At 74.1% G+C, this 20,394-nt stretch carries 17 protein-coding genes and 1 pseudogene; 9 read left to right on the forward strand and 9 right to left on the reverse strand.

The features are described 5' to 3' along the window. The first annotated feature begins 77 nt into the window (after nt 1-77). From JXZ78_RS06595 to JXZ78_RS06605, 3 genes are all read left to right on the forward strand, one after another. Nucleotides 78-1,757 (forward strand): PucR family transcriptional regulator, encoded by a 1,680-nt coding sequence (locus JXZ78_RS06595; protein ID WP_030018801.1) that lies wholly within the window; start codon nt 78-80, stop codon nt 1,755-1,757. 467 nt (nt 1,758-2,224) lie between these two features. Beyond that, entirely contained in the window at nt 2,225-3,094 is an 870-nt protein-coding gene (locus JXZ78_RS06600) for a hypothetical protein (RefSeq protein ID WP_275127542.1), read from the forward strand. A gap of 167 nt (nt 3,095-3,261) precedes the next feature. Further along, a complete protein-coding gene (locus JXZ78_RS06605; protein WP_030018802.1) occupies nt 3,262-4,137 on the forward strand; it encodes a hypothetical protein in 876 nt (291 codons plus the stop codon). A gap of 67 nt (nt 4,138-4,204) precedes the next feature. Here JXZ78_RS06605 and JXZ78_RS06610 read toward each other — a convergent pair whose 3' ends face one another. After that, the gene (locus JXZ78_RS06610; RefSeq protein ID WP_030018803.1) at nt 4,205-5,122 is read right to left on the reverse strand and encodes a GntR family transcriptional regulator; all 918 of its coding nucleotides are present in this window, start codon (nt 5,120-5,122) and stop codon (nt 4,205-4,207) included. A gap of 130 nt (nt 5,123-5,252) precedes the next feature. Here JXZ78_RS06610 and JXZ78_RS06615 point away from each other — a divergent pair, with 130 nt between their 5' ends. After that, nucleotides 5,253-6,092, forward strand: coding sequence for a (2Fe-2S)-binding protein (locus JXZ78_RS06615; RefSeq protein ID WP_050502228.1), 840 nt, complete (start codon nt 5,253-5,255; stop codon nt 6,090-6,092). 196 nt (nt 6,093-6,288) lie between these two features. Further along, the gene (locus tag JXZ78_RS06620; RefSeq protein ID WP_030018805.1) at nt 6,289-7,413 is read left to right on the forward strand and encodes a DUF2637 domain-containing protein; all 1,125 of its coding nucleotides are present in this window, start codon (nt 6,289-6,291) and stop codon (nt 7,411-7,413) included. A 126-nt stretch (nt 7,414-7,539) separates the two neighbouring features. Here JXZ78_RS06620 and JXZ78_RS06625 read toward each other — a convergent pair whose 3' ends face one another. From JXZ78_RS06625 to JXZ78_RS06635, 3 genes are all read right to left on the reverse strand, one after another. Then, entirely contained in the window at nt 7,540-7,998 is a 459-nt protein-coding gene (locus tag JXZ78_RS06625; RefSeq protein WP_372498402.1) for an ATP-binding protein, read from the reverse strand. Nucleotides 7,999-8,194: 196 nt separating this feature from the next. Beyond that, nucleotides 8,195-9,937, reverse strand: a complete 1,743-nt coding sequence (locus JXZ78_RS06630) for a pyruvate dehydrogenase (RefSeq protein WP_030018807.1) — start codon at nt 9,935-9,937, stop codon at nt 8,195-8,197. Between the two features lie 212 nt (nt 9,938-10,149). Further along, entirely contained in the window at nt 10,150-11,673 is a 1,524-nt protein-coding gene (locus JXZ78_RS06635; RefSeq protein WP_238782715.1) for a protein phosphatase 2C domain-containing protein, read from the reverse strand. 295 nt (nt 11,674-11,968) lie between these two features. On the opposite strand from JXZ78_RS06635, the pseudogene JXZ78_RS06640 reads away from it, so the two are divergent. Then, nucleotides 11,969-12,445 (forward strand): annotated as a pseudogene (locus JXZ78_RS06640) (DUF456 domain-containing protein); the annotation flags it as partial. Here JXZ78_RS06640 and JXZ78_RS06645 read toward each other — a convergent pair. The 3 genes from JXZ78_RS06645 to rsgA form a co-directional block, all read right to left on the reverse strand. Beyond that, on the reverse strand, nt 12,328-13,920 hold the full coding sequence (locus JXZ78_RS06645; RefSeq protein ID WP_050502219.1) for a DNA-3-methyladenine glycosylase 2 family protein: 1,593 nt from the start codon (nt 13,918-13,920) through the stop codon (nt 12,328-12,330). The pseudogene JXZ78_RS06640 and the gene JXZ78_RS06645 sit on opposite strands and share 118 nt — an antisense overlap. Nucleotides 13,921-14,023: 103 nt before the next feature. Continuing rightward, nucleotides 14,024-14,221, reverse strand: coding sequence for a hypothetical protein (locus JXZ78_RS06650; protein ID WP_030018811.1), 198 nt, complete (start codon nt 14,219-14,221; stop codon nt 14,024-14,026). Between the two features lie 394 nt (nt 14,222-14,615). Beyond that, nucleotides 14,616-15,749 (reverse strand): ribosome small subunit-dependent GTPase A, encoded by a 1,134-nt coding sequence (gene rsgA, locus JXZ78_RS06655; RefSeq protein WP_030018812.1) that lies wholly within the window; start codon nt 15,747-15,749, stop codon nt 14,616-14,618. A gap of 345 nt (nt 15,750-16,094) precedes the next feature. Between rsgA and JXZ78_RS06660 the strand changes: the two genes are divergently transcribed. Then, complete coding sequence (locus tag JXZ78_RS06660) at nt 16,095-17,141, forward strand: LLM class flavin-dependent oxidoreductase (RefSeq protein ID WP_030018813.1); 1,047 nt, start codon at nt 16,095-16,097, stop codon at nt 17,139-17,141. Nucleotides 17,142-17,189: 48 nt separating this feature from the next. Here JXZ78_RS06660 and JXZ78_RS06665 read toward each other — a convergent pair whose 3' ends face one another. Continuing rightward, nucleotides 17,190-18,536, reverse strand: coding sequence for a nucleotidyl transferase AbiEii/AbiGii toxin family protein (locus JXZ78_RS06665; RefSeq protein WP_030018814.1), 1,347 nt, complete (start codon nt 18,534-18,536; stop codon nt 17,190-17,192). Between the two features lie 8 nt (nt 18,537-18,544). Continuing rightward, nucleotides 18,545-19,333 carry a hypothetical protein gene (locus tag JXZ78_RS06670; protein WP_030018815.1) on the reverse strand — a complete coding sequence of 263 codons (789 nt, stop codon included), beginning with the start codon at nt 19,331-19,333 and terminating at the stop codon, nt 18,545-18,547. Nucleotides 19,334-19,531: 198 nt separating this feature from the next. On the opposite strand from JXZ78_RS06670, the gene JXZ78_RS06675 reads away from it, so the two are divergent. Together JXZ78_RS06675 and JXZ78_RS06680 are read left to right on the forward strand one after the other, a co-directional pair. Beyond that, nucleotides 19,532-19,933, forward strand: coding sequence for an STAS domain-containing protein (locus JXZ78_RS06675; RefSeq protein ID WP_050502220.1), 402 nt, complete (start codon nt 19,532-19,534; stop codon nt 19,931-19,933). Then, nucleotides 19,930-20,331 carry an ANTAR domain-containing response regulator gene (locus tag JXZ78_RS06680; protein ID WP_078624068.1) on the forward strand — a complete coding sequence of 134 codons (402 nt, stop codon included), beginning with the start codon at nt 19,930-19,932 and terminating at the stop codon, nt 20,329-20,331. Before JXZ78_RS06675 ends, JXZ78_RS06680 begins: the two co-directional genes overlap by 4 nt. The last annotated feature ends 63 nt before the right edge of the window (nt 20,332-20,394 follow it).

The following is a 20,394-nucleotide window of genomic DNA, read 5'->3' on the forward strand; positions in this document are numbered from 1 at the left end:
AACGAAAGGCGAGGCGCAGAAACCTCGCGGCATTCCACCGGCAACACCGGACAGAAAAGAACGGCGGGCGAGAGACCATGCGGCTCCGCGCACTCCTGGACACCGGCACCCTCGGCCTGCGGCTGCTGGGCGGCGAGGAGGAACTGGACCGGACCGTGCGCGGCGTGATGACCACCGACCTGCGCGACCCCAGCCGCTACCTGTCCGGCGGCGAACTGGTGCTCACCGGGCTGGCCTGGCGCCGCGAGCCGGCCGACTCCGAGCGGTTCGTACGCATCCTGGCCGCGGCCGGGGTCGCCGGGCTGGCCGCGGGCGAGGCCGAGCTGGGTTCGGTCCCCGACGACCTGGTGGCGGCCTGCGCCCGGCACCGCCTGCCGCTGTTCTCCGTCGTCGAGGCCGTCTCGTTCGCGTCGATCACCGAGTACGTCGTACGGCAGGTCTCCGGCGAGCGGGCGGGCGACCTGGCCGCCGTGGTGGACCGGCACCGCCGGCTGATGACGTCCGGGCCCGCCGGCGGCGGGCCCGAGGTCGTCCTGGACCTGCTCGGCTCCGACCTGGACCTGCGTGCCTGGGTACTGTCCCCCACCGGCCGGCAGATCGCCGGGTCCACCCTGGCCGGATCCGGCCCCGAGCTGCCCGCCGAGGTGGGCGCACGGCTGGCCGGCGAGCACCTGGCCGCGTCCCGCACCGGCCGCCGCGGCCCCTGCCGCCTCCCGCTCGGCGGCACCACGTACTCCCTCTTCCCCATCCGCGGCACCGGCCGGGACCTGCGCGAGACGGTGCTGTCCGACTGGCTGCTGGCCGTCGAGGCGGACGCGGGCGACTGGGCCGAGGAGCGTCTGGACCTGCTGAACGGCGTCACCCAGCTGATCGCCGTCGAACGCGACCGCCGCGACGCGGCCCGTACGGTCCGCAGACGCCTCGCCCAGGAGGTCCTCGAACTGGTCCAGACGGGCGCCGCGCCCGCCGAGATCGCCGCCCGGCTGCGGGTGGCCGCCCCGGTGTTGCTGCCCGGCCTGGGCGCCGCCCCGCACTGGCAGGTCGTCGTCGCCCGCGTCGAGTGGGAGGGCGGGGACGTGCCCGGCGGGCCGGTCGCCCAGACGCTCCTGGAAGAGGTGCTGGTCGACCCCGGCACGTTCGGGCCCGACCCGTCCGACCGGATCGCCGTCGCGCACCTCGGCGACGAGGCGGTGGCGCTGGTACCGCTGCCGGCCGTACCGGACGACGGGGACGCACGGGACGGCCGGGACGCGTCCACCGCCGGTCTCCAGGCCGGCACCCTGCTGTCCGTCGTCCAGGAGCCGCTGACCCGCGGGCTGGCGGACGACGGGCGGCTGACCATCGGCGTCAGCGCCTCCGTCCACTCGGCGGAGGGCCTGCGCGGCGCCCTGGAGGAGGCCCGGCACGCCCGCCGGGTCGCCGCCGCCCGCCCCGGCCGGGTCTGCGCGGCGGGCCACGAGGAGCTGGCCTCGCACGTCCTGCTGCTGCCCTTCGTCCCCGACGACGTACGCCGCGCCTTCACGGCCCGCCTCCTGGACCCGCTGCGCGACTACGACCGCCGCCACCGCGCCGAACTGATCCCCACCCTGGAGGCGTTCCTCGACTGCGACGGCTCCTGGACCCGCTGCGCCACCCGCCTCCACCTGCACGTCAACACCCTCCGCTACCGGGTCGGCCGCATCGAGCAGCTGACGGGACGCGATCTGGCGCGCCTGGAGGACAAGCTGGACTTCTTCCTGGCGCTGCGGATGAGCTGAGGCGGGTACGTACGCGGGTGGGGCGCGACGCGTCTGCGGACGTCCGGCCCACCGCCTGCGCGTCTCCCCTCCGGCACCGGCTCGTCGGCGTCCGAGGGCAGGGCGCACATCCGGCCATAACGGAATGGCCCGTATGCGCCGCTCCGGCGGCCGATACGCAACTGATCGCCGCGCGCCGTTAGTTGACTCCGTGTCAGCAGCGGTGAACCGTACCGGCGCGGCGTCACCCGTTCGGGGGTATCGCCGCAGCCCGGCTGAACAGCACGTCCTGCGCGCACCGGCCCATGGGGCGCCGGGCCCCGCCCGCTTCCCGCGCGGGCCGTCAACCCCGTAGAGCGTCCAAGAGATTGTGAAATCATTCACCTTCCCCCTTGGCCGGGCGGCGGAATCCGTGCTGAGATGCGCCCACTGCTTCTCAGGTCCAGCTCAACGGTGCGCTCGGGGAGGGCAATGTGGCGGACACCGCCATGTCAGGAGCCGCAGGATCCGCGGAAACGGCGGGAACCGCGGAACCGGCGAGATCCGCGGAAACCGCGGCGACCGCGGGACCGGAGCCGGGGATTCCGGCAGCCAGGTCGGCGGCCGGGGCGGACGCCCTGGACCGTGCCGTGTGGCGGCTGCGGTCACGGGGCTGCTGGGACGACGCGGCGGCGCTGCTGGAGCCCCACGCGGCGGGATTCCCCCCGTACGCGATCCGCCGCGCCGCGCTCCTCGTGGAGCGCTGCATGTTCACCGCCACCGGGTGGGCGGCGGCCGAGGACGCGCTGCGCGCCGCCGAGGCGCTGGCCGGCGACAACGACGAGCGCGGCGCCGCGGCCTGCGAGCGCGGCCAGCTGGCGTACGCCGCCACGGTCCTCGGCGTGCGCGACCGCGCCGACGAGGCCCGCTCCGCGCTCGGCCGCGCCGCGGCGCTGCTGGCACCGGCGGCGCCCGGCCGCCCGATGCTGGACTTCCGGCGCGGCCTGATGGCCGAACACGTCGCCGACAGCCCGGAGTCCGCCCGCGCCGCCTACCGCCGCGCCCACGCGGGCGCCACCGCGCACGGCGACACCCTGCTGCTGTCCTTCACCTGGCGCCACCTCGCCGGGCTGGCCCTGCGCGACGGCGAGCTGGCGGAGGCCCGGCACGGCTTCGGCGAATCGCTGCGCATCCGCGAGGAGCTGGGCTTCCTGGTCGGTACGGCGCCGGCGCTGGTCGCCCTCGCCGACGCGGCCCCGCCGGAGGAGGCGGCGGGGCTGCGTGCCGAGGCCGCCCGCCTGTTCCGGCTCATGGGCGGCGTACCGACCTGGCTCGCCGAGCACCTCGCCGACGTGCCGGCGGCGCCCGCGCCGTCGTAGGGCACGGCATGCCACGCTGTCGGAGGCGCGACAGGGGCATATGTCACTCCGCGCGTCCCACGGACCCCGAATTTGGCCTCAAGTCGCACTGTCCGTAGGGGACTTGGCACTGGATGCTGGTGCGGTCGACTCCCGACCTTCGGCAGCGCCTTTCAGGAGGCCACACCTTGGCAGCAGGAGCACCGCACCCATCGGCCGGCCCGGACTGGGGAAAGGCGGATTTCGAGGCCATCTACGACCGTCCCGACCCGCGTACGTACTTCCGGACGCTGCGTCCGCTCGACTATCAGATCCCGCACCACGGCCAGGGCGTCTTCCGCGCCCTGGCCGAGTCCCTGCAACGGCGCCGCCCCGGCCGCCCGTCGCTCCAGGTCGTCGACCTGTGCTGTTCCTACGGCGTCAACGCCGCGCTGCTGAACCACAAGCTGAGCCTCGCCGACCTGTACGACCGGTACACCGACGCCCAGGAGACCGGCGGTCTGGCGCCGGGCCGGCTGGCCGCCGAGGACCGGACGTTCTTCGACGAGCTGCGCCGTCCGGAAGCGGTACGGATCCTCGGCATCGACGCGGCCCGGCACGCGGTCGGCTACGCCGAGCGGGTGGGCCTGCTGGACGCCGGGTTCGCCGAGAACCTGGAGGCCGCCGAGCCCACCGCGCGGCTGCGCGCCGCCATGGCCGGTACCGACCTGATCACCGTGACGGGCGGCGTGGGCTACATCTCCGCCACCACCTTCGGCCGGCTGCTCGCCTGTACGCCCGCCCCGCCCTGGGTAGCCGCGTTCGTCCTGCGGACGGTGTCGTACGCGCCGGTCGCCGCGCTGCTCGCGGACGCGGGCCTGGTGACCGAGCAGCTGCCCGTACGCACCTTCCGCCAGCGCCGGTTCGCCGACCTCGCGGAGCGCCGGGCCGCCTTCGGCGCGCTCCAGGACCGGGACCTGGACACCGCCGGCAAGGAGTCGGACGGCTTCTACCACGCGGACCTCTATCTCTCCCGGCCCGCGGCGGACGTGGCGGCGCTGCCGCTGGAGCGGCTGATCCCCTGAGGCGCGCCGCCGGTCCGTGGCGTGCGGCCGCCCGGACGCGCGCCTCCGCCCGGACCCGCCCCGCCGCTCAGTGCGCGCGGCGGGCGGACGCCAGGTGTTCGCGGGCGATCCGCTCGACGATCGCGTACTCCCTGGCCATCAGGGCGTCGAGCAGCGCCGTGTGCTCGGACGCGGCGGCGAGCAGGTCGGCCGTGCGGGGCGGAGCGCCCCCGGGCGCCGGCCACTGCGTACGGCGGTGCAGGTCGTCGGCGACCAGGAGGAGCTGGCGGTTGCCGGTGAGCGCGAGCAGCGCGTGGTGGAAGGCGTGGTCGGCCTCCGCGTAACCGGCGCGGTCGCCGCGGGCGGCGGCCGCGACACCGGCGGCGGCCAGCGGGCGCAGCTCCTCCCAGCGTTCGGCGGGCAGCGCCCGCGCCAGCCGCAGCAGCGCCGGTATCTCCAGCATGGCGCGCACCTCCGCCAGCTCCGCGAGGTCGCGGTGGGTGCGTTCGGCGATGCGGAAGCCGCGGTTCGGGGCGACTTCGACCGCGCCCTCCCCGGCCAGCGTCTGCATGGCCTCCCGGACGGGCGTGGCGGAGACGCCGTAGCGGACGGCGAGCGCGGGGGCCGAATAGACCTCGCCGGGGCGCAGTTCGCCGGACATCAGGGCTTCGCGGAGGGCGGCGAGCACCTGGCCGCGCACGGAGTGCCGTTGCGGCTGCTTGCGCGGTACGGCATCGGCGGTGGAAGCGGGGGCCGGGACCGCCGCGCCTCCCCGTACGCCGCCGTGGGCCGCCCTGGAGGGAGCGGTAAGAGGGGACAGCGGCACGGGCACGAACGCCGTGGCGGGGTCGGGCACGCCGGGGTCGTGCTCGTACGCGGTGTCCGGCGCGCAGGGGCCGGCGGGCGCGGCGCGTCCGGTGTGCTCGCCCCGCGCGGGCAGCGAGCCGCCCTGCGCGGGCACCTGGGCGCGCAGCCGCGGCGCCGGTTCCGCTCTGCCCTGCTCCATACGGGTTCCTCCTCACGTCCTCCAGCACCATAGGCGCCCCCTGTGACAGTTCAAACCCGGCTCAAAACCGCTGAAGATCGGGTAAGGTAAGCCTTACCTGCCAACGGACGTGATATCGGTGGTGTCCCGCATGGCCTCTCTGCTCGCCGCCCGGCCGCGCATCGAGCCCTTCGCCGGGGCGTACGCCCGGCTGACCGAGGTGTTCCCCACACTGAAGGTGACCGACTGGGAGACGGCGGCACCGCACGGCGAGGGCTGGGTGACGGCCGCCGGGCTGGCCACCGACCCCGCGACCCTGGACGCCTTCCTGGCCTGGGACGACGCGCAGGTGGTGGCGGACTACGGACAGCGGGCCCGCCCGGACGTCGTCGCGACCTTCGCGCTGCACCGTTACGCCTGGCCCGCCTGCCTGCTGATCACCATCCCCTGGTTCCTGCACCGGCGGGTGCCGCGGCTGCCCGTCGGGGCCGTCGCCCACCACCGCGAGCAGGGCCGGATGGCCGTACAGGTGCGCTCGTTCGCGTGCCTGCCCGGCGACCCGGCCGCGGAGCTGCCCGGCGCCCGGGTCGTCCCGGACGAGGAGGCCCTGCGCGCCGAGGTGCGGGAAGCGGTCGCCGAGCACCTCGGGCCGGTCCTGGAGGCCTTCCGGCCCCGGATGCGGCGCGGCCCCCGGGCCCTGTGGGGCATGGTGTCCGACGAGATCGCCGAGGGCCTGTGGTACTTGGGGCACCTGCTGGGCGAGGAGCCGCGGGCGGTGGCCGAGCTGAAGCGGCTGCTGCCGGGCGGCACGGCCCCGTACCCGGGCGGCGCCGCCTTCCGCGAGCTGACCGGCCCGGACGGCGCGGCGCTGCCCACCCGGGACCGGGCGAGCTGCTGCATGTTCTACACGCTGCGCCCCGAGGACACCTGTGTGACCTGCCCGCGTACGTGCGACGCGGATCGCATCAGCCGCCTCATCGCAACCACCTGACACCCACACCACCCGATCGAGTCGTCGAATTCGAACTCAACCCTGTCTTCTTCCAAGGGAGTTCGAGCCGGACACACCCATCCGTAGGTCCCCGCACTCCCTTGCGGTGCTCTTGCCCCGAAACCCTTCGGAGCGACGGACGGATTCCGCCAGGATGTCGCGCGAAACCGCGTACGCCGAGGCAAGGGGCCCCTGGATGAGAATGACCGATATATCGCTTAATTGGCTGGCTCCGGGGGTGCTGCTGCTCGTCGGCATCCTCTCCGCCGTGTTCGTGGTCCTGCGCGGCAAGCGCTCGTCCGAAACGGCGGCCGGGGGCGAGGACTCCTGGGAGCGCAGCGAGGAACGCAAGCGCCGCAAGGAGGCGGTCTACGGCACCGCCTCGTACCTGCTGCTGTTCTGCTGCGCCGCGGTGGCGGCGGCCCTCTCCTTCCACGGGCTGGTCGGCTTCGGCGTGACCAACCTCAACCTCTCCGGAGGCTGGGAGTACCTGGTGCCGTTCGGGCTCGACGGCGCGGCGATGTTCTGCTCTGTGCTCGCCGTGCGCGAGGCCAGCCACGGTGACGCGGCGCTCGGCTCGCGCCTGCTCGTCTGGCTGTTCGCCGGGGCCGCCGCCTGGTTCAACTGGGTGCACGCGCCCCGCGGCTTCGGCCACGACGGCGCGCCCCAGTTCTTCGCCGGGATGTCCCTGTCGGCGGCGGTCCTCTTCGACCGGGCGCTCAAGCAGACCCGGCGGGCCGCGCTGCGCGAACAGGGCCTGGTACCGCGACCGCTGCCGCAGATCCGCGTCGTACGGTGGCTGCGGGCCCCCCGGGAGACCTTCGGCGCCTGGTCGCTGATGCTGCTGGAAGGCGTACGGACGCTGGACGAGGCGGTCGAAGAGGTACGCGAGGACCGGCGGCAGAAGGAGCAGAACCGTCACCGCAGGCGGGAGCGGGACAAGCTGGACCGCGCCCGCATCAAGGCGATCAACCGCCAGCACCGGCACTGGAGCCGCGGCCGCGGCGGCCGGCAGGTCCCGCTGACGGCGGGCGTCCCGACGGCCCACGGCTCCCCCGCCGCCGCGCAGCAGGCCGGCGCGGAACCTGCGATAGCCGGCGACCCGGAAACCCTGCCGCCCGGAGCGTTGTCCACGGGGTCCGACCCACTGCATCCGGCCGGTTCCCGCCCGGCGCTGAAGGCCGTGCACGGCCCCGGCGGCGACCCGGCGGGCCCGTACCGGCGGACCGTGGACCTGACCGCCGAGGACGACACCCAGGCACTGCCCCGGCTGGACTCCCTGGAGGAGAAACTGGCCCAGATCGAGAAGCAGTTCGGCTGACCCGCGGCGGACCGTGCCCGCACCCCCGGCCTTTTGTCAGGCCGGTCCGCCGCCCAGCTCAGCCCGCCAGAGCGCTCCGCCGCTCGACTCGACCCGCCAGGCCGCTCCGCCGCCGGACTCGACCCGTCAGGCCGGTCCGCCGCCCAGCTCGAACCAGACGCACTTGCCCACGCCGTGGGCCTTGACCCCCCACGCGTCCGCGAGGGAGTGCACCAGCATCAGCCCCCTCCCCGAGGTGCCGTCCGTCGTCGGCGGGCGCAGCCTGGGCCGCCGCCCGACGAAGTCCCGTACCTCCACCCGCAGCCGGTCGGTGACCGTGGCGGTCACGACGGCGCCCCCGTTCGTGTGCACGAGAGCGTTGGTGACCAGCTCGCTGATGAGCAGTTCCGCTATGTCGGCGTCCCCGCACTCCCCCCACTGGCGCAGCAGCTGACGCAGCTCGGCGCGTACGCCCGCCACCGCCGTCAGGTCCGCACGCCGCAGTGTGCGTTCCATCGTCCCCGGCAGCCGGGTACCGTTGCGGACGCCGGCGCGTCCGTCCACCGGTCCGGCTCTGTCCTCACGCCGCACAGACTGACGCTTCATCCTCCCCGCTCCGTACGCATTTCCGTGCCGTGGTCTCGAACAGCTTCACGGTCATGCATTCCCACCCGGCCCGTCGCCATGCTTCGGCCCGCCGGACGGCGCGACAGCAGACCGCAGGCATGTGCCCGCGGCTCACCTCGGGGAACGTCCGGTCAGCGGCCGTACTCGATCTCCGCCGGGGGCCGGGCCCGCCCGCTCAAGGGCGCGGAATGTTGCGGAGGTTGGAACGGGCCATCTGGAGCATCCGGCCGACCCCGCCGTCCAGCACGATCTTGCCGGCCGAGAGCGCGAAGCCCTGGACCATGTCCTTGCTGATCTTCGGCGGCATGGAGAGCGCGTTGGGGTCGGTGACGATGTCGACCAGGGCCGGGCCCTTGTGCTTGAAGGCGTCGCGCAGCGCGCCGCGCAGCTCCTTGGGCTTCTCCACCCGTACGCCGTGCGCCCCGGCGGCCCGCGCGATGGCGGCGAAGTCCGGGTTGTGGTTGTCGGTCCCGTAGGCGGGCAGGCCGGCGACCATCATCTCCAGCTCGACCATGCCGAGCGAGGAGTTGTTGAAGAGGATCACCTTCACCGGCAGGTCGTGCTGGACGAGGGTCAGGAAGTCGCCCATCAGCATGGAGAAGCCGCCGTCGCCGGACATCGAGACGACCTGGCGGCGCCGGTCGGTGAACTGCGCGCCGATCGCCTGTGGCAGGGCGTTGGCCATCGATCCGTGGGTGAAGGAACCGATCACACGGCGGCGGCCGTTGGGACTGATGTAGCGCGCCGCCCAGACATTGCACATCCCCGTGTCGACCGTGAAGATCGCATCCGCCGCCGCCTCCTCGTCCAGCACGGACGCGACGTACTCGGGGTGGATCGGCGTGTGCTTGTCGACCTTGCGGGTGTAGGCCTTGACGACGCCTTCCAGGGCGTCGGCGTGCTTCTTGAGCATCCGGTCGAGGAACTTGCGGCTCTTCTTGGGCGTGACGCGCGGGTTGAGGCAGCGCAGCGTCTCGCGTACGTCACCCCAGACGGCGAGGTCCAGCTTGGAGCGCCGGCCCAGCCGCTCCGGGCGCACATCGACCTGCACGATCTTCACGTCGTCCGGCAGGAAGGCGTTGTACGGGAAGTCCGTGCCGAGCAGGATCAGCAGGTCGCACTCGTGCGTGGCCTCGTAGGCCGCGCCGTAGCCGAGCAGGCCGCTCATACCGACGTCGTACGGATTGTCGTACTGGATCCACTCCTTGCCGCGCAGCGCGTGCCCCACCGGGGCCTTGAGGCGCTCGGCGAACTCCATCACCTCGGCGTGCGCCCCCGCGGTGCCGCTGCCGCAGAAGAGGGTGACCTTGCCGGCGTCCTCGATCATCCGGACCAATTGGTCGATCTCCGCGTCACCGGGGCGTACGGAGGGGCGCGAGGTGACCAGTGCGGTCTCGATGGAGCGCTCGGGCGCCTCCTCGTCGGCGATGTCGCCGGGCAGCGAGACGACCGCGACGCCACTGAGCCCGATGGCGTTCTGCACGGCGGTCTGCAGCACCCGCGGCATCTGATCGCGGGTGGAGATCATCTCGCTGTAGTGGCTGCATTCGGTGAACAGCCGGTCGGGGTGGGTCTCCTGGAAGAAGCCGGTGCCGATCTCGCTGGAGGGGATGTGCGAGGCGAGCGCGAGCACCGGGGCCATCGAGCGGTGGGCGTCGAAGAGGCCGTTGATCAGGTGCAGGTTGCCGGGGCCGCAGGAGCCCGCGCAGGCCGCCAGCCGCCCGGTGATCTGCGCCTCGGCGCCCGCCGCGAAGGCGGCGACCTCTTCGTGGCGGACCTGCACCCAGTCGATCGCGGCGTTGCGGCGGATCGCGTCGACGACGGGGTTGAGGCTGTCGCCGACGACCCCGTAGAGCCGCCGCACGCCGGCGCGCACCAGAATGTCGACGAACTGCCCGGCCACGGTCTGTTTCGCCATGTCGCCTCGCTCCTCCGGTGCTGGACCGAGGGGCAGACGCGCGCCCGACCATGGCCCTTTTGCGGCATTCCTCTCGGTTCTACCACTCCCCCCGGGCCGTGTCCGGCCGGACTACGCCTGCCGCGTCACTCGGGCGCCGCCACGCCTGCCGCGTCACTCCGGTGCCGCCGTGACGGGCGCGTCACCACCACCGCCGCGCCGCGCCCGTCACATCACTCCGGCTCCTCCGCGCCCGCTCCGTCGCGCCCTTCCCAGACCGCCACGGCCGTACGGTCCTGGCCGTACCCCTCCGCGTGCAGCCGGACGTCGGCCAGGAAGGACGCGAGGTCCGGTGCCCCGCCGCCCGACCAGCGGGCCGCCAGCCGGCCCGCGAAACCGGCCGCCTCGGTCAGCGGGCCGGCGAACCCGGCGCTGCACAGCAGCAGGGCGTCGCCGGGCCGGGTCACACAGGCCCGGAAGCGGAACGGCTCCGGCCATGTCTGCGGCACGGACTCGTACGGCGGACGCCAGTGCTGCCCGGACGGCGCGCGCGGCAGGCCGGGGAGGGTGCCGCCCGGGACTGGGCTGGACGGAGTGGGGCCGGGGCCCGGCCCCGGCCCTTCGGACAGCAGGCGCAGGTCAGGGCGGGTGTCGGACGGCAGGCGGAGGTCGGCCCCCGCGTCGGACGGCAGGCGCGCGTCGGAACCGGCGTCGGACGGCAGGCGCAGGTCGGGCCGGATGTCGGAAGGCCGCTGGACGCCCCGGTGGAACGCGTCCGTGGCGGGGTCGCCGGGAACCGGCCAGGGCGGCGTGTCGCCCGACGCCTCCGGCGCGCGAGGCTCGCCGCCCGCGGAGCCGTCGTCCGGTTGCCCGGCAGCCGCCGCATCGGCCCCGGCGGCCGCCTCGTCGTCCCGGGGCGGCGCGGGCTCCAGGTCCTGCCAGGCGCCGTTGCGCAGCCGGAGGAACCCGCCCGCGCCGACGCCGAAGAACACCCGGGTGCGGCAGGCCGGATCGGCGGGCAGCAGCAGGCAGCGCAGCGCCGCCGTGTACTGCTCGGGGTCCATGCCGTGCTCGCCCGCGTACGCGCGGAGCCTGCCGTAACTGCGGTCGGTGAGGCGGTGCAGGCCGGACTTCAGGGCGCAGCGGTCTCCCGTACGGATGTCCTCGGCCAGCCGGGGACAGCTGCGGCCGACGGCGCCGCCGATCCAGCGGCAGACGTCGCGGGCGGCGCGGTGGGCACCCGCCGCGTACGCGTACGCACCGCCGTCGCCGCCGGCCGCGGTGGCCACCGCGACCAGGATCAGGGCGTGCTGCCCGGCGCCGAACCGGGCGGTGAGCAGGGCGTCCCCGCGTGGCTCGGCCCGGCGGCGGGCCGCTTCGCCGCGCAGCGAGGCGGCGCGCAGGGTGAGCGGGCCGTATCCGGCGCCGTCCAGTTCCGTGTCGGGCACGAGGTCGTCGAGCGCGGCCGGGTCCGCGGTGGGCAGGGCCATCGGCTCGGGGCCGGGGGCAGGGGCTGCGGGCGGTCCGGGGGCGGGCCCGGACTCCGTCTCCCGGGCCGGGCCCGCCCCTGTGGTGTCCTCGGTGGCCGTCCCGGCCCCGGGTGCCCGGCTCACCGCGCGGAAGGCGGAGTCCACACGGTCGTCGAGCGTGTCCGGGGCCGTCGCGGGGCCGGTGTCCCGCGCCGCTTCGCCGTGGTCCTCGTACAACTCCCGCCACCAGGAGTTCTCGTGGTGGCGCCGATCCCCCTGTGGGTTCATGCGGCGTATTGTCCACCGGCCGGCGGCCCGGAGACAGGGGCGCGGAAGGCACCCGGCGGGCTGCCCGGCGGGTACGCGCCACGGAGGGCGCCCGACCGGTTCGGGCCACGGCGGTCAGCGCGTCCCGGCCCCGGCGGCGCGATCACAGCGCCCGGTGCCGGCGGTCCGGCCACGGATACCCCTGACCGGACGCCCGGTCCCGGCTCCCGGCCCCAGCTCTCGGCCCCGGGTCTCGGCCCCGGCTCCCGGCCCCGGCCGAGGAGCGCGCCGGGCCCGCTTCCGGCACGCTGGGGCCATGGGCGTGTGGCAGTTGCTCGCGGTCGGTCTCGTCTTCCTGCTCGGCCTGCTCGGCGTGCTGGTCCCCGGGGTGCCGGGACCGCCGATCGTCTGGGCGGGCGTGCTGTGGTGGGCGATGACCGAGCAGTCCGCCCTGGCCTGGTACGTCCTGTTCGGCGCGAGCGCCGTGCTGCTGGTCGACCAGGTCCTGAAGTGGCTGCTGCCGCCGCGTGACCCGAAGGCCGCGGGCGCGCCGTACCGCACGCTGTTCCTGGCGGGCGTCGCGGGGATCGCCGGATTCTTCCTCGTGCCCGTGGTGGGGGCCGTGCTGGGCTCGGTCGGTGTGCTGTACCTGCTGGAGCGGCAACGGCTGGGCAGTCACGGTGACGCGTGGGCCGCCACCCGTACGGCCATGCGGTCCATCGGGCTCGCCGTGCTGACCGAGCTCCTCGCCTGCCTGCTGGTGGTGGGCGCCTGGACGGGCGCGGTCATCGCGAGCTGATCCGCCCGGGGGCCGGTGCCCGTCTCCTGCCACAGGTGGTGCAGGGCGTACGACCGCCACGGCCGCCACGCCTCCCGGGCCGCCCCGTCGCTGTCGCCGTTCACCGGCCCCACGTCCGGATCGCCCAGCGCCCGCATCCTGATGTACGCGGCGGCCGCCGGGCTCACCCCGGGCAGATCGCGCAGCGCCCGCTCAGCGGCTTCCCGGTCCGCGCCCGCGTCCAGCGTGACCGTGCCGTCCGCGAGGGCGACGCACAGCGCGCGCACCGCCTCCGGCACTCCGCCACCGGTCAGCGCGGCAGGCTCCGGGAAGAGGTGGGTCAGCCCGCCGTCCGCCGCGTCCAGCGGCTTCCCGTACGCCCGTACCAGCTCGGTGGCGCGCTCGGGCGCCCCGCCGAGGACGGTCCGTACGGCCAGTTCCTCCGGGTCGGCGGCGCCCGGCGACCGCAGGCCGGGGCGGGCCGCGACGAGCGGGCCGAGCAGCGGATCGGCACCCAGCCGCTCGGCGACGGCGAACGGGTCGGCGTCCAGATCGAACAGGCGGCGCATCCGCTGGACGGCGGTGGACAGGTCCCGCAGATCGGTCAGGTGCAGCCGGCATTCCAGCCAGCCGCCGTCCGCGCCCCGGGCGGCCGGGCACACCAGTCCGGCGCGCGGCCGGCGCGGTTGCCGGGCCCCGGTGTGCTCGTCGACCTCGGCGACACCACTGCCGTGCGCCAGGCGCAGCGTACGGCGGTACGTACGGGCGCCCCGGCCGCCGCGTACTTCCTCCACGCCGGGCACCGCGCGCGCCTGGAGGAAGTCGAAGATCTCGGCGGCCGCGTACGGCCCTCGGTGGGCGAGCCGCAGCGGCACCCCGGTCGGCTGCGCCTGCCGCCCGGCATCGGAACCGCCCCTACCCCTGCTGACGCGGGTCCCCGCCGCCGCACGCAGCTCGCTCGGCGTACTGGCATAAATCTCCCGCATGGTGTCGTTGAACTGCCGGATGCTGGCGAATCCGGCGGCGAAGGCCAGGTCGGTGACCGGCAGGCCGGTGGTCTGGAGCAGCAGGCGGGCGGTGTGCGCACGCCGGGCCCGCGCCAGGGCCACCGGCCCGGCACCCAGCTCGGCGGTGAGCTGCCGCTGCACCTGCCGCGCGCTGTACCCCAGCCGCCGCGCGAGCCCGCCGACGCCCTCCCGGTCGACCACCCCGTCACCGATGAAGCGCACGGCACGGCCGACCAGGTCCGCCCGGACGTTCCACTCCGCCGACCCCGGCACGGCATCCGGCCGACACCGGCGACAGGCCCGGAACCCGGCACCCTGCGCGGCCGCCGCGGACGGGTAGAACCGCACGTTGGCGCGCTTGGGAGTGACGGCCGGGCAGCTCGGGCGGCAGTAGATCCCGGTCGTCACGACGGCGAAGAAGAACTCCCCGTCGAAGCGCGCGTCCCGGCTGGACACCGCCTCGTACCTGGTCTCGTCATCCATCACACGATCCAGTGTGCGCCACACCCCGCACAGCCTCTGGCGGAAAACGGACACCACGCTGGGCAGAGCCCCGGTCCGGTTCCCCCGCCAAGACCCGGGAAACCTATTCCTCAGCAGGCGGCTCCCGGCCCTCCCGCACCGGAGGCGAAGACACACGCCGGAAGCCGGCCCAGGCGTCGCGGGCCCTGGCGGCCGACGCGATCACCTCGGGGATCTGGTCCAGAAGCCCCTTCAGCGCGAAGAGCAGCACGGATGCCACGCCAGCGATGGCGAGAACGATGATGATGACGGTGCCGTCCACCGATCCTTACCTTCCCTGTCATGGGCGGGATCGGTGGCATAGGCAGCCTCGATCCGTCCCTTTCGGTCGGGACCGAGACACCTACGCCGATGCGGGACGTCGATGATCTCGGGTGGGCCGATACGTCACTTCCGGCCCGGGTGTTGCAGTTTTGTGGTGGTGCCCTGCCTGTCAGCCAGGAGACCCTGACTCGCACCGATCGGGTACGGCTGCCCCATGACCACACCGCGCCCAGTCATTCAGGCTGACGTTGCCTGCCCTCCCATGTCACCGGGGCGTGCAGACCCGCGGGGCCGACGGCCCACTGCCGCTGATAGTACTCCTCATGGGGCGAACGCACGCCACAACAGCGCCCCACCATCGGCTAGTTGATGGCGGGGCGCTGCTGGGTGCCTCACCTCCGCGCGCCACCCCGCTTCCTCTCCCCCAGGTGGCGGCCCAACGCCTGCTTCTGCTTCCAGTCCCTGCGCATCTCCGCGCGCAGCCGGGCGTCCGTCTTGGCCACGATGCGTTCGTTCTCGCGCAGGAGCTTGCGGTAACTGTCCAGCCGCCGCTCCGGCAGTGCTCCGCTGTCGACGGCCGACAGCACCTCGCAGCCTGGTTCCGTAGCGTGCGCGCAGTCGTGGAAGCGGCAGCGCGCGGCCAGTGCCTCGACGTCCGAGAAAGCGCGCGCGAGGCCCGCGTCGGCGTCCCACATGCCGACGCCGCGCAGCCCCGGGGTGTCGATGAGCACGCCGCCGCCGGGCAGCACCAGCAGATCCCGGGTGGTCGTGGTGTGCCGGCCCTTGCCGTCCCGGTCGCGGGCGGCCCGTACGTCCTGGACGTCCTCGCCCAGCAGGGCGTTGGCGAGCGTGGACTTGCCCGCGCCGGACTGCCCGAGCAGGACGGACGTGCCTCCGGCCAGTACGGCGGCGAGTACGTCGAGCCCTTCGCCGGCGGCCGAACTGACCGCCAGCACCCGCACCCCGGGCGCGGCGGTCTCCGCGTCCGCGATCAGGTGGGCCAGCACGTCCGGGGCGCCGGCCAGGTCGGCCTTGGTCAGGACGACCAGCGGCTGCGCCCCGCTCTCCCAGGCCAGGGAGACGAAGCGTTCGATGCGCCCGAGGTCCAGCTCGACGGCGAGCGAGACCGCGACCACGGCGTGGTCCACGTTCGCCGCCAGCACCTGTCCTTCGGACCGCTTGGAGGAGGTGGACCGCACGAACGCGGTACGCCGCGGCAGCAGCGCCCGCACCGCACCGTCCCGGCCCGCGCCGACCTCGCCGAGGTCGATCACCGCCCAGTCACCGGTGCACGGCACCCGCATGGGGTCGCCGGTCGCCACCAGCGCGGTGTCCGCCAGTACGGTCCGTACGCCGTCGCCGTCGGGCACCACGGCGTCCACGCGTCCGCGGTCGACGCGGACGACACGGCCGGGCACGTACCCCTGCCCGGCGAAGGGAGCGAAACTGTCCGCGAAGCCGTCGTCCCAGCCGAAATCGGTCAGCGGGCGCGGCGAAGCGGAGGATGAAACGGAAGACGATTGCAAGGGAAACCCTTCACAAGGGTGGCCCCGGCTCCACGCGCGCGGCGCGCGGCGGAAAGTGAGGAAGGGTCAGCCGGAGACCACGGAGGTGGAGTGGATGATCTTCTGGTTGCGGACAGGGCCCGTCACAGAGACAGCCATCGGTCACACCTCCCTTTCTCACTCAGCCAGACATGGCGGCCGCGCGCAGCCGCGGCGAACACCATCACCGTAGAGGTGCACGCGTTGCGACGCCAACGGTTTTTTCACCGGTTCGCTGCGCGGGCACCCGATGTGCACGAAGCTGAGCGGCACCGAACGGCAACGGGAACGGTTCAGCCATCTCACTGGACGGCGAGGAGAGTCGCCATGCGGACCGGCATCGTCACGACAGCAGGGCCGGGTGCGGAACACCTGGCCGCCCGCGCGGAGGAACTCGGCTTCGACAGTTTCTGGGTGTACGACACGCCGATGCTCCACGGCGATCCGTTCGTGAGCCTCGCCCTCTGCGCCAAGGCCACCCACCGGATCAGGCTCGGCATCGGTGTCACCTCCCCGGCACTGCGTTCCGCGCCCGCCGCGGCGGCGGCCGTCGGCAGCCTCAACGCCCTCGCTCCCGGCCGCATCGTCTGCGGGGTCGGCACCGGCAACACGGCGCGCCGTACGCTCGGCATGCGGCCGACGAAGCTGGCGGAGCTGGAATCCTTCACGGCCGCCCTTCAAGATCTGACCGCAGGCCGCGAGGCGGACTACCGCGAGGGAACCCGGTCCAGCAGAGTGCGCTTCCTGCACGCCGGACCGTACGTCGACACCGAGGCTCCCGTGGAGTTCGTCGTGGCCGCGTTCGGCCTGAAGGCCGCCGCGGTCGCCGGCCGGCTCGGCGCGGGAGTGATCTCCTTCGGGATGCACGACCCCGCGGCCTGGACCGCCCTCGGCCAGGCCCGGCGGACAGCGGCGCGGGACGCGGGCGACGCCGGGCGGACCCGCTCGTACCTCATGTCCTCCCTCCATGTCCTGGCCGACGGCGAGGACCGCTACGGCGACCGGGTCAAGGACTCGATGGGGCACATCGCACTGAGCGCACTGATCCTCGGCGCGGAGAACCCCGCCTTCCGCGCGGCCCTCCCTCCGGAGGAGGCCGCCGCTGTCGGCCGCCTGCTCCGGCTGCGCGGCACCACCCCCACCGACCCCAAGCGTCACCAGACGCTCTACCGCAACTACCTGGGCCGACTGTCCCCCGAGGACCGCGAGCTCGTCGTGCCTTCCCTGGTGGACAGATTCGGTCTGGTCGGCACCAGGGGCGAGGTCGTCGAGCGGATCGACGCGCTGGAGAAGGCGGGGGTCGACGAGCTGGTGATCCAGCCCGTCGTGGACCCGGAGAACGAAATGGCCGAGTTCGCGCGGCTGCTGGCCTGACACCCGGCGAAGGACGGCCGTCGGGCCGTCCGGGCACACCGCGTCCGGCTAATCCTCCTCGGTGGGGGTGAGCACGTTCAACGCCTCGTGCAGGCGGTCCAGCACGCGCTCCGCCTCCCCGGGTTTCGCTTCGGCCAACCGGTACGACATGACGGCGTGGGCCGCCGTCGCGAGCCGGCTGTCCAGCGGGCCGTTGAACAGTTCGGCCGTGACGACCATGGCGCTGACGTCGGGGGTGTACGGCTTCGCCAGGTGTTCCTGCACCGCGTCCATGCCCTGCCGCACCAGGATGCCGCGGCACTCGTGTGTCAAGGACGCCAGCCAGGCGGCCCGCTGCTGGTAGGCAGGGGAGGCGCCGCTGCCGTCGTCGAAGGCGAAGGTCGGTGCGAGGGCGGTGACGAGGCGGTCGACGTACGCGTGCTCGGCGAGCGCGTCGTGCTGCGGGTGGTCCTTGCGGAACTCGTCCCAGTCCTGCTCGGTCCACGCGAGATTCTCCAGGAGCACCGGGTAACGGTCGTGATAGCCGCCCTCCACGTCCCGGAAGACGGTCCTGAGCAGGTCGAAGGGCAACTCGGCCGACTCGGCGAGCAGGACCGCGTCGTACAGGTCCTTGCCCTCCGGGTACCGGTCGGTGACCAGCCACAGGATTTTCCAGGCGAGGGAGAGCGCCGGGGTGGCGGCACCGATCCGGACGGGTTCCGTGCCGTCGGGGCCGGGCACTTCGGTGAGGGCGGCCGGGGCGGGCAGCTCCTCGTTGAAGACGAAGTCGAGCTGGACGGTGCCGGGCGGCACGCCGTCGTCGTGCGCCGTCCACGGGATGACCAGCCGCTGCCCGGGAACCCGGTCGTACGTCCAGATCTCGTCGCCGGACGCGCCGCTCGCGTCCAGCCGCACCGGGCCGCCGCGCAGGGACAGTTCCTCGGCCGTGCGGGTGATGTCGTCGAGCATGCGGGGCGTCCGGCCGTCCCCCTGGTTCCAGGTCGGCGGCACGACGACGAAATCCAGGTCTCCGGGCTCCCGGGCCTCGGCGCCGAACCATGCCTTGAGCAGGACGCTGCCGCGCAGGACGAGGTGGTCGGCCCACGGCGACCGGGCGACGGCCGTCAGGGCGTGGTGCAGGGCGTGCCGGCGAGCGGCGTACCACCGGTCACCGGTCGCCGCGTCGGCGAAGTGTGGATCACCGAGCCGCATGGCACGGCTGTAGTGCCGGACCGAAGGGTCGAACACCGGCGGCTGGACGACCCCGTCGCCCTGGACGGGCAGCAGGGTGGCCGGGAGGTCCATCGCGGAGCGGGTCGCCTCGTCGGGGGGTGTCGTGGGGACGGCGGCCGACCCGGGCCAGGGCCCGTGTCCGAAGGCCCGCCAGCCGGTGTTCCGTCGGTCTGGTGACGTCATGTGTCCGCTCACACCCCGTGCTTCTCGTCGATCCAGCCGTCGTCCAGCGACTCGTCACTGTCCAGGACGACGAACTCCCGTTCGGTCGAGGCTATGTCGTACCCGGCGTCACGGAGTCCGGCCAGCAGGGCGGCGAGACGCCGTTCCGCGGTGACCCGGCCGACCGAGCGGCAGCGCTGGGTCACGAAACGTTCCTCGCGCCCGTCGGCGCGGGTCCGCCGCGCGTTGCGGGAGAGATGGGCGGCATGCCGACGCGAGAGGTCCGTGAGGTCCGTGAGATCTGTGAGAGCCGGGCAGGGGTGCGCGGCGGCCCCGCCGGCGCGGTCCAGCAGGAGTTTGACGTGATGCTCGAAGTAGTAACCCGGGCCGAGGGCCGCCGCGGCTCCGTCGGTGACCGGTACGCCGTCCGTCCACGGCGTCGCCTCGATCTTCGTACGGACCACCTCGAAGCCGGCGGCCCGCAGTTGCGCGGCCTCGGCCGCCGCCCGCGCGCGAACCCGCCGCACCGGCCCGCTGTCGCGCAGGGTGAGCATGGGCTGGGAGGGCGTCGTGCCGCGCTCCAGGACGATGTGCACCCATTTCAGGCCGCGCGCCGCCGCGTACTCCTCCAGGCCGGCGGCCGCACCCGGCGCCATGCCCGCGCCCGCACCCGTGCCGGGCCCCGGGTCCGTCCCGGTGCCGGGCCCCGGTTCCGTCCCCGTGTCCCGTACGGTCAGGTGCGTCTCGAATTCCCCGTGGAAGGCCGGAGCTTCGGACGTGCTGCTCCGCCGCACCGTCCGGTGGCCGTTTTTGATCATTCGGAGATGCTCCCAGACCGGGGCCGGAGCCTTCTGTTCCCCCTCGGGAACTCCCGGTGCGCCCCGGCCCGTTCCGCAGGCCCCCGGGCAGCCCCGGCGTGCGGTACCGGTGGCACTTCCGGCGGCGTGCTCTCGGCCGTCGGGGCGGCTCCGGTGCGGGCGTGGACAGACCGGTTTGACTCCTGCCACGATGGGGCCATGTCCCTACAGACAGACCGGTCTTCTCTGGCCGGTCCGGATGCCCTGGGGGTCCGTACCCGGCTGTTCGGCTCCTGTGCCGTGCTGACCGTACGGGGCGAGATCGACTACGGCACCGTGCCGGTTCTGGACGAGGTCGTCGAAGCGTTGCCGTGCGGCCTGAAGAGCGTGGTCCTGGAGATGACCGGAGTCACGTTCATGGATGCGGCCGGACTGCACTTCCTGCGGCGCCTGGACGCCTACGGGCAGCGGCGGGGCATTCCGGTGCGTGCGCTCAACCTGCGCCGTCAGCCACAGCGGGTGATGGAACTGGCCCGCAAGTGGCCCGGCACGCCGCGACTGGGCACCGTCCCCGGCCGTGCGGCCCCGACCGGGGTGCCGACGGTCCAGGAGCCGCAGTGAGACGGCGCACCCTGGCGGCCCTGCGGCTCGCCACCTATCCGGGGGCGCGGCGCACGAAGACGGAGGCGGCGTCCGGCGGTCCGGACGGCGCCGCGCGCGGCGGCGACGAGGCGGTGGTGGAGCAGCTGCGGGCGGAGAACGCGCAGTTGCGGCAGGCGCTCGACAGCCGGCCGGTGATCGACCAGGCCCGCGGCATCCTCATGGCCCACGCGTCCTGCACCGCCGAGCAGGCGTGGGACATCCTGCGGCAGACGTCCCAGCGCACGAACACCAAGGTGTACGAGGTCGCCGGCGAGGTGGTCGCGAGTGCCACGGGGGCCGTCGCGCCGGGGCCGGTGCGGGCGCAGTTGCAGGCCGCGGTGGAACGGCACCGGGCCGCCCGGCGTACGAGTGGGTGACGGGTAGGCGGGTGGCCGGCGGGCTGCCGTTGCGGGTGTGCCTGGTGAGTGGTGCGTGGCGTG

The organism is Streptomyces monomycini (genome assembly GCF_022271435.1).
GTDB classification, from domain to species: domain Bacteria; phylum Actinomycetota; class Actinomycetes; order Streptomycetales; family Streptomycetaceae; genus Streptomyces; species Streptomyces monomycini.

What these genes read in the sequence shown, in the direction of transcription:
- JXZ78_RS06670 (WP_030018815.1), bottom strand. Translation starts at nt 19,333, where the DNA reads ATGATCAAAAACGGCCACCGGACGGTGCGGCGGAGCAGCACGTCCGAA.
- JXZ78_RS06635 (WP_238782715.1), bottom strand. Translation starts at nt 11,673, where the DNA reads ATGAACCCACAGGGGGATCGGCGCCACCACGAGAACTCCTGGTGGCGG.
- JXZ78_RS06620 (WP_030018805.1), top strand. Translation starts at nt 6,289, where the DNA reads ATGAGAATGACCGATATATCGCTTAATTGGCTGGCTCCGGGGGTGCTG.
- JXZ78_RS06675 (WP_050502220.1), top strand. Translation starts at nt 19,532, where the DNA reads ATGTCCCTACAGACAGACCGGTCTTCTCTGGCCGGTCCGGATGCCCTG.
- JXZ78_RS06630 (WP_030018807.1), bottom strand. Translation starts at nt 9,937, where the DNA reads ATGGCGAAACAGACCGTGGCCGGGCAGTTCGTCGACATTCTGGTGCGC.
- JXZ78_RS06645 (WP_050502219.1), bottom strand. Translation starts at nt 13,920, where the DNA reads ATGGATGACGAGACCAGGTACGAGGCGGTGTCCAGCCGGGACGCGCGC.
- JXZ78_RS06595 (WP_030018801.1), top strand. Translation starts at nt 78, where the DNA reads ATGCGGCTCCGCGCACTCCTGGACACCGGCACCCTCGGCCTGCGGCTG.
- JXZ78_RS06600 (WP_275127542.1), top strand. Translation starts at nt 2,225, where the DNA reads ATGTCAGGAGCCGCAGGATCCGCGGAAACGGCGGGAACCGCGGAACCG.
- JXZ78_RS06615 (WP_050502228.1), top strand. Translation starts at nt 5,253, where the DNA reads ATGGCCTCTCTGCTCGCCGCCCGGCCGCGCATCGAGCCCTTCGCCGGG.
- JXZ78_RS06625 (WP_372498402.1), bottom strand. Translation starts at nt 7,998, where the DNA reads ATGAAGCGTCAGTCTGTGCGGCGTGAGGACAGAGCCGGACCGGTGGAC.
- JXZ78_RS06665 (WP_030018814.1), bottom strand. Translation starts at nt 18,536, where the DNA reads ATGACGTCACCAGACCGACGGAACACCGGCTGGCGGGCCTTCGGACAC.
- JXZ78_RS06660 (WP_030018813.1), top strand. Translation starts at nt 16,095, where the DNA reads ATGCGGACCGGCATCGTCACGACAGCAGGGCCGGGTGCGGAACACCTG.
- JXZ78_RS06610 (WP_030018803.1), bottom strand. Translation starts at nt 5,122, where the DNA reads ATGGAGCAGGGCAGAGCGGAACCGGCGCCGCGGCTGCGCGCCCAGGTG.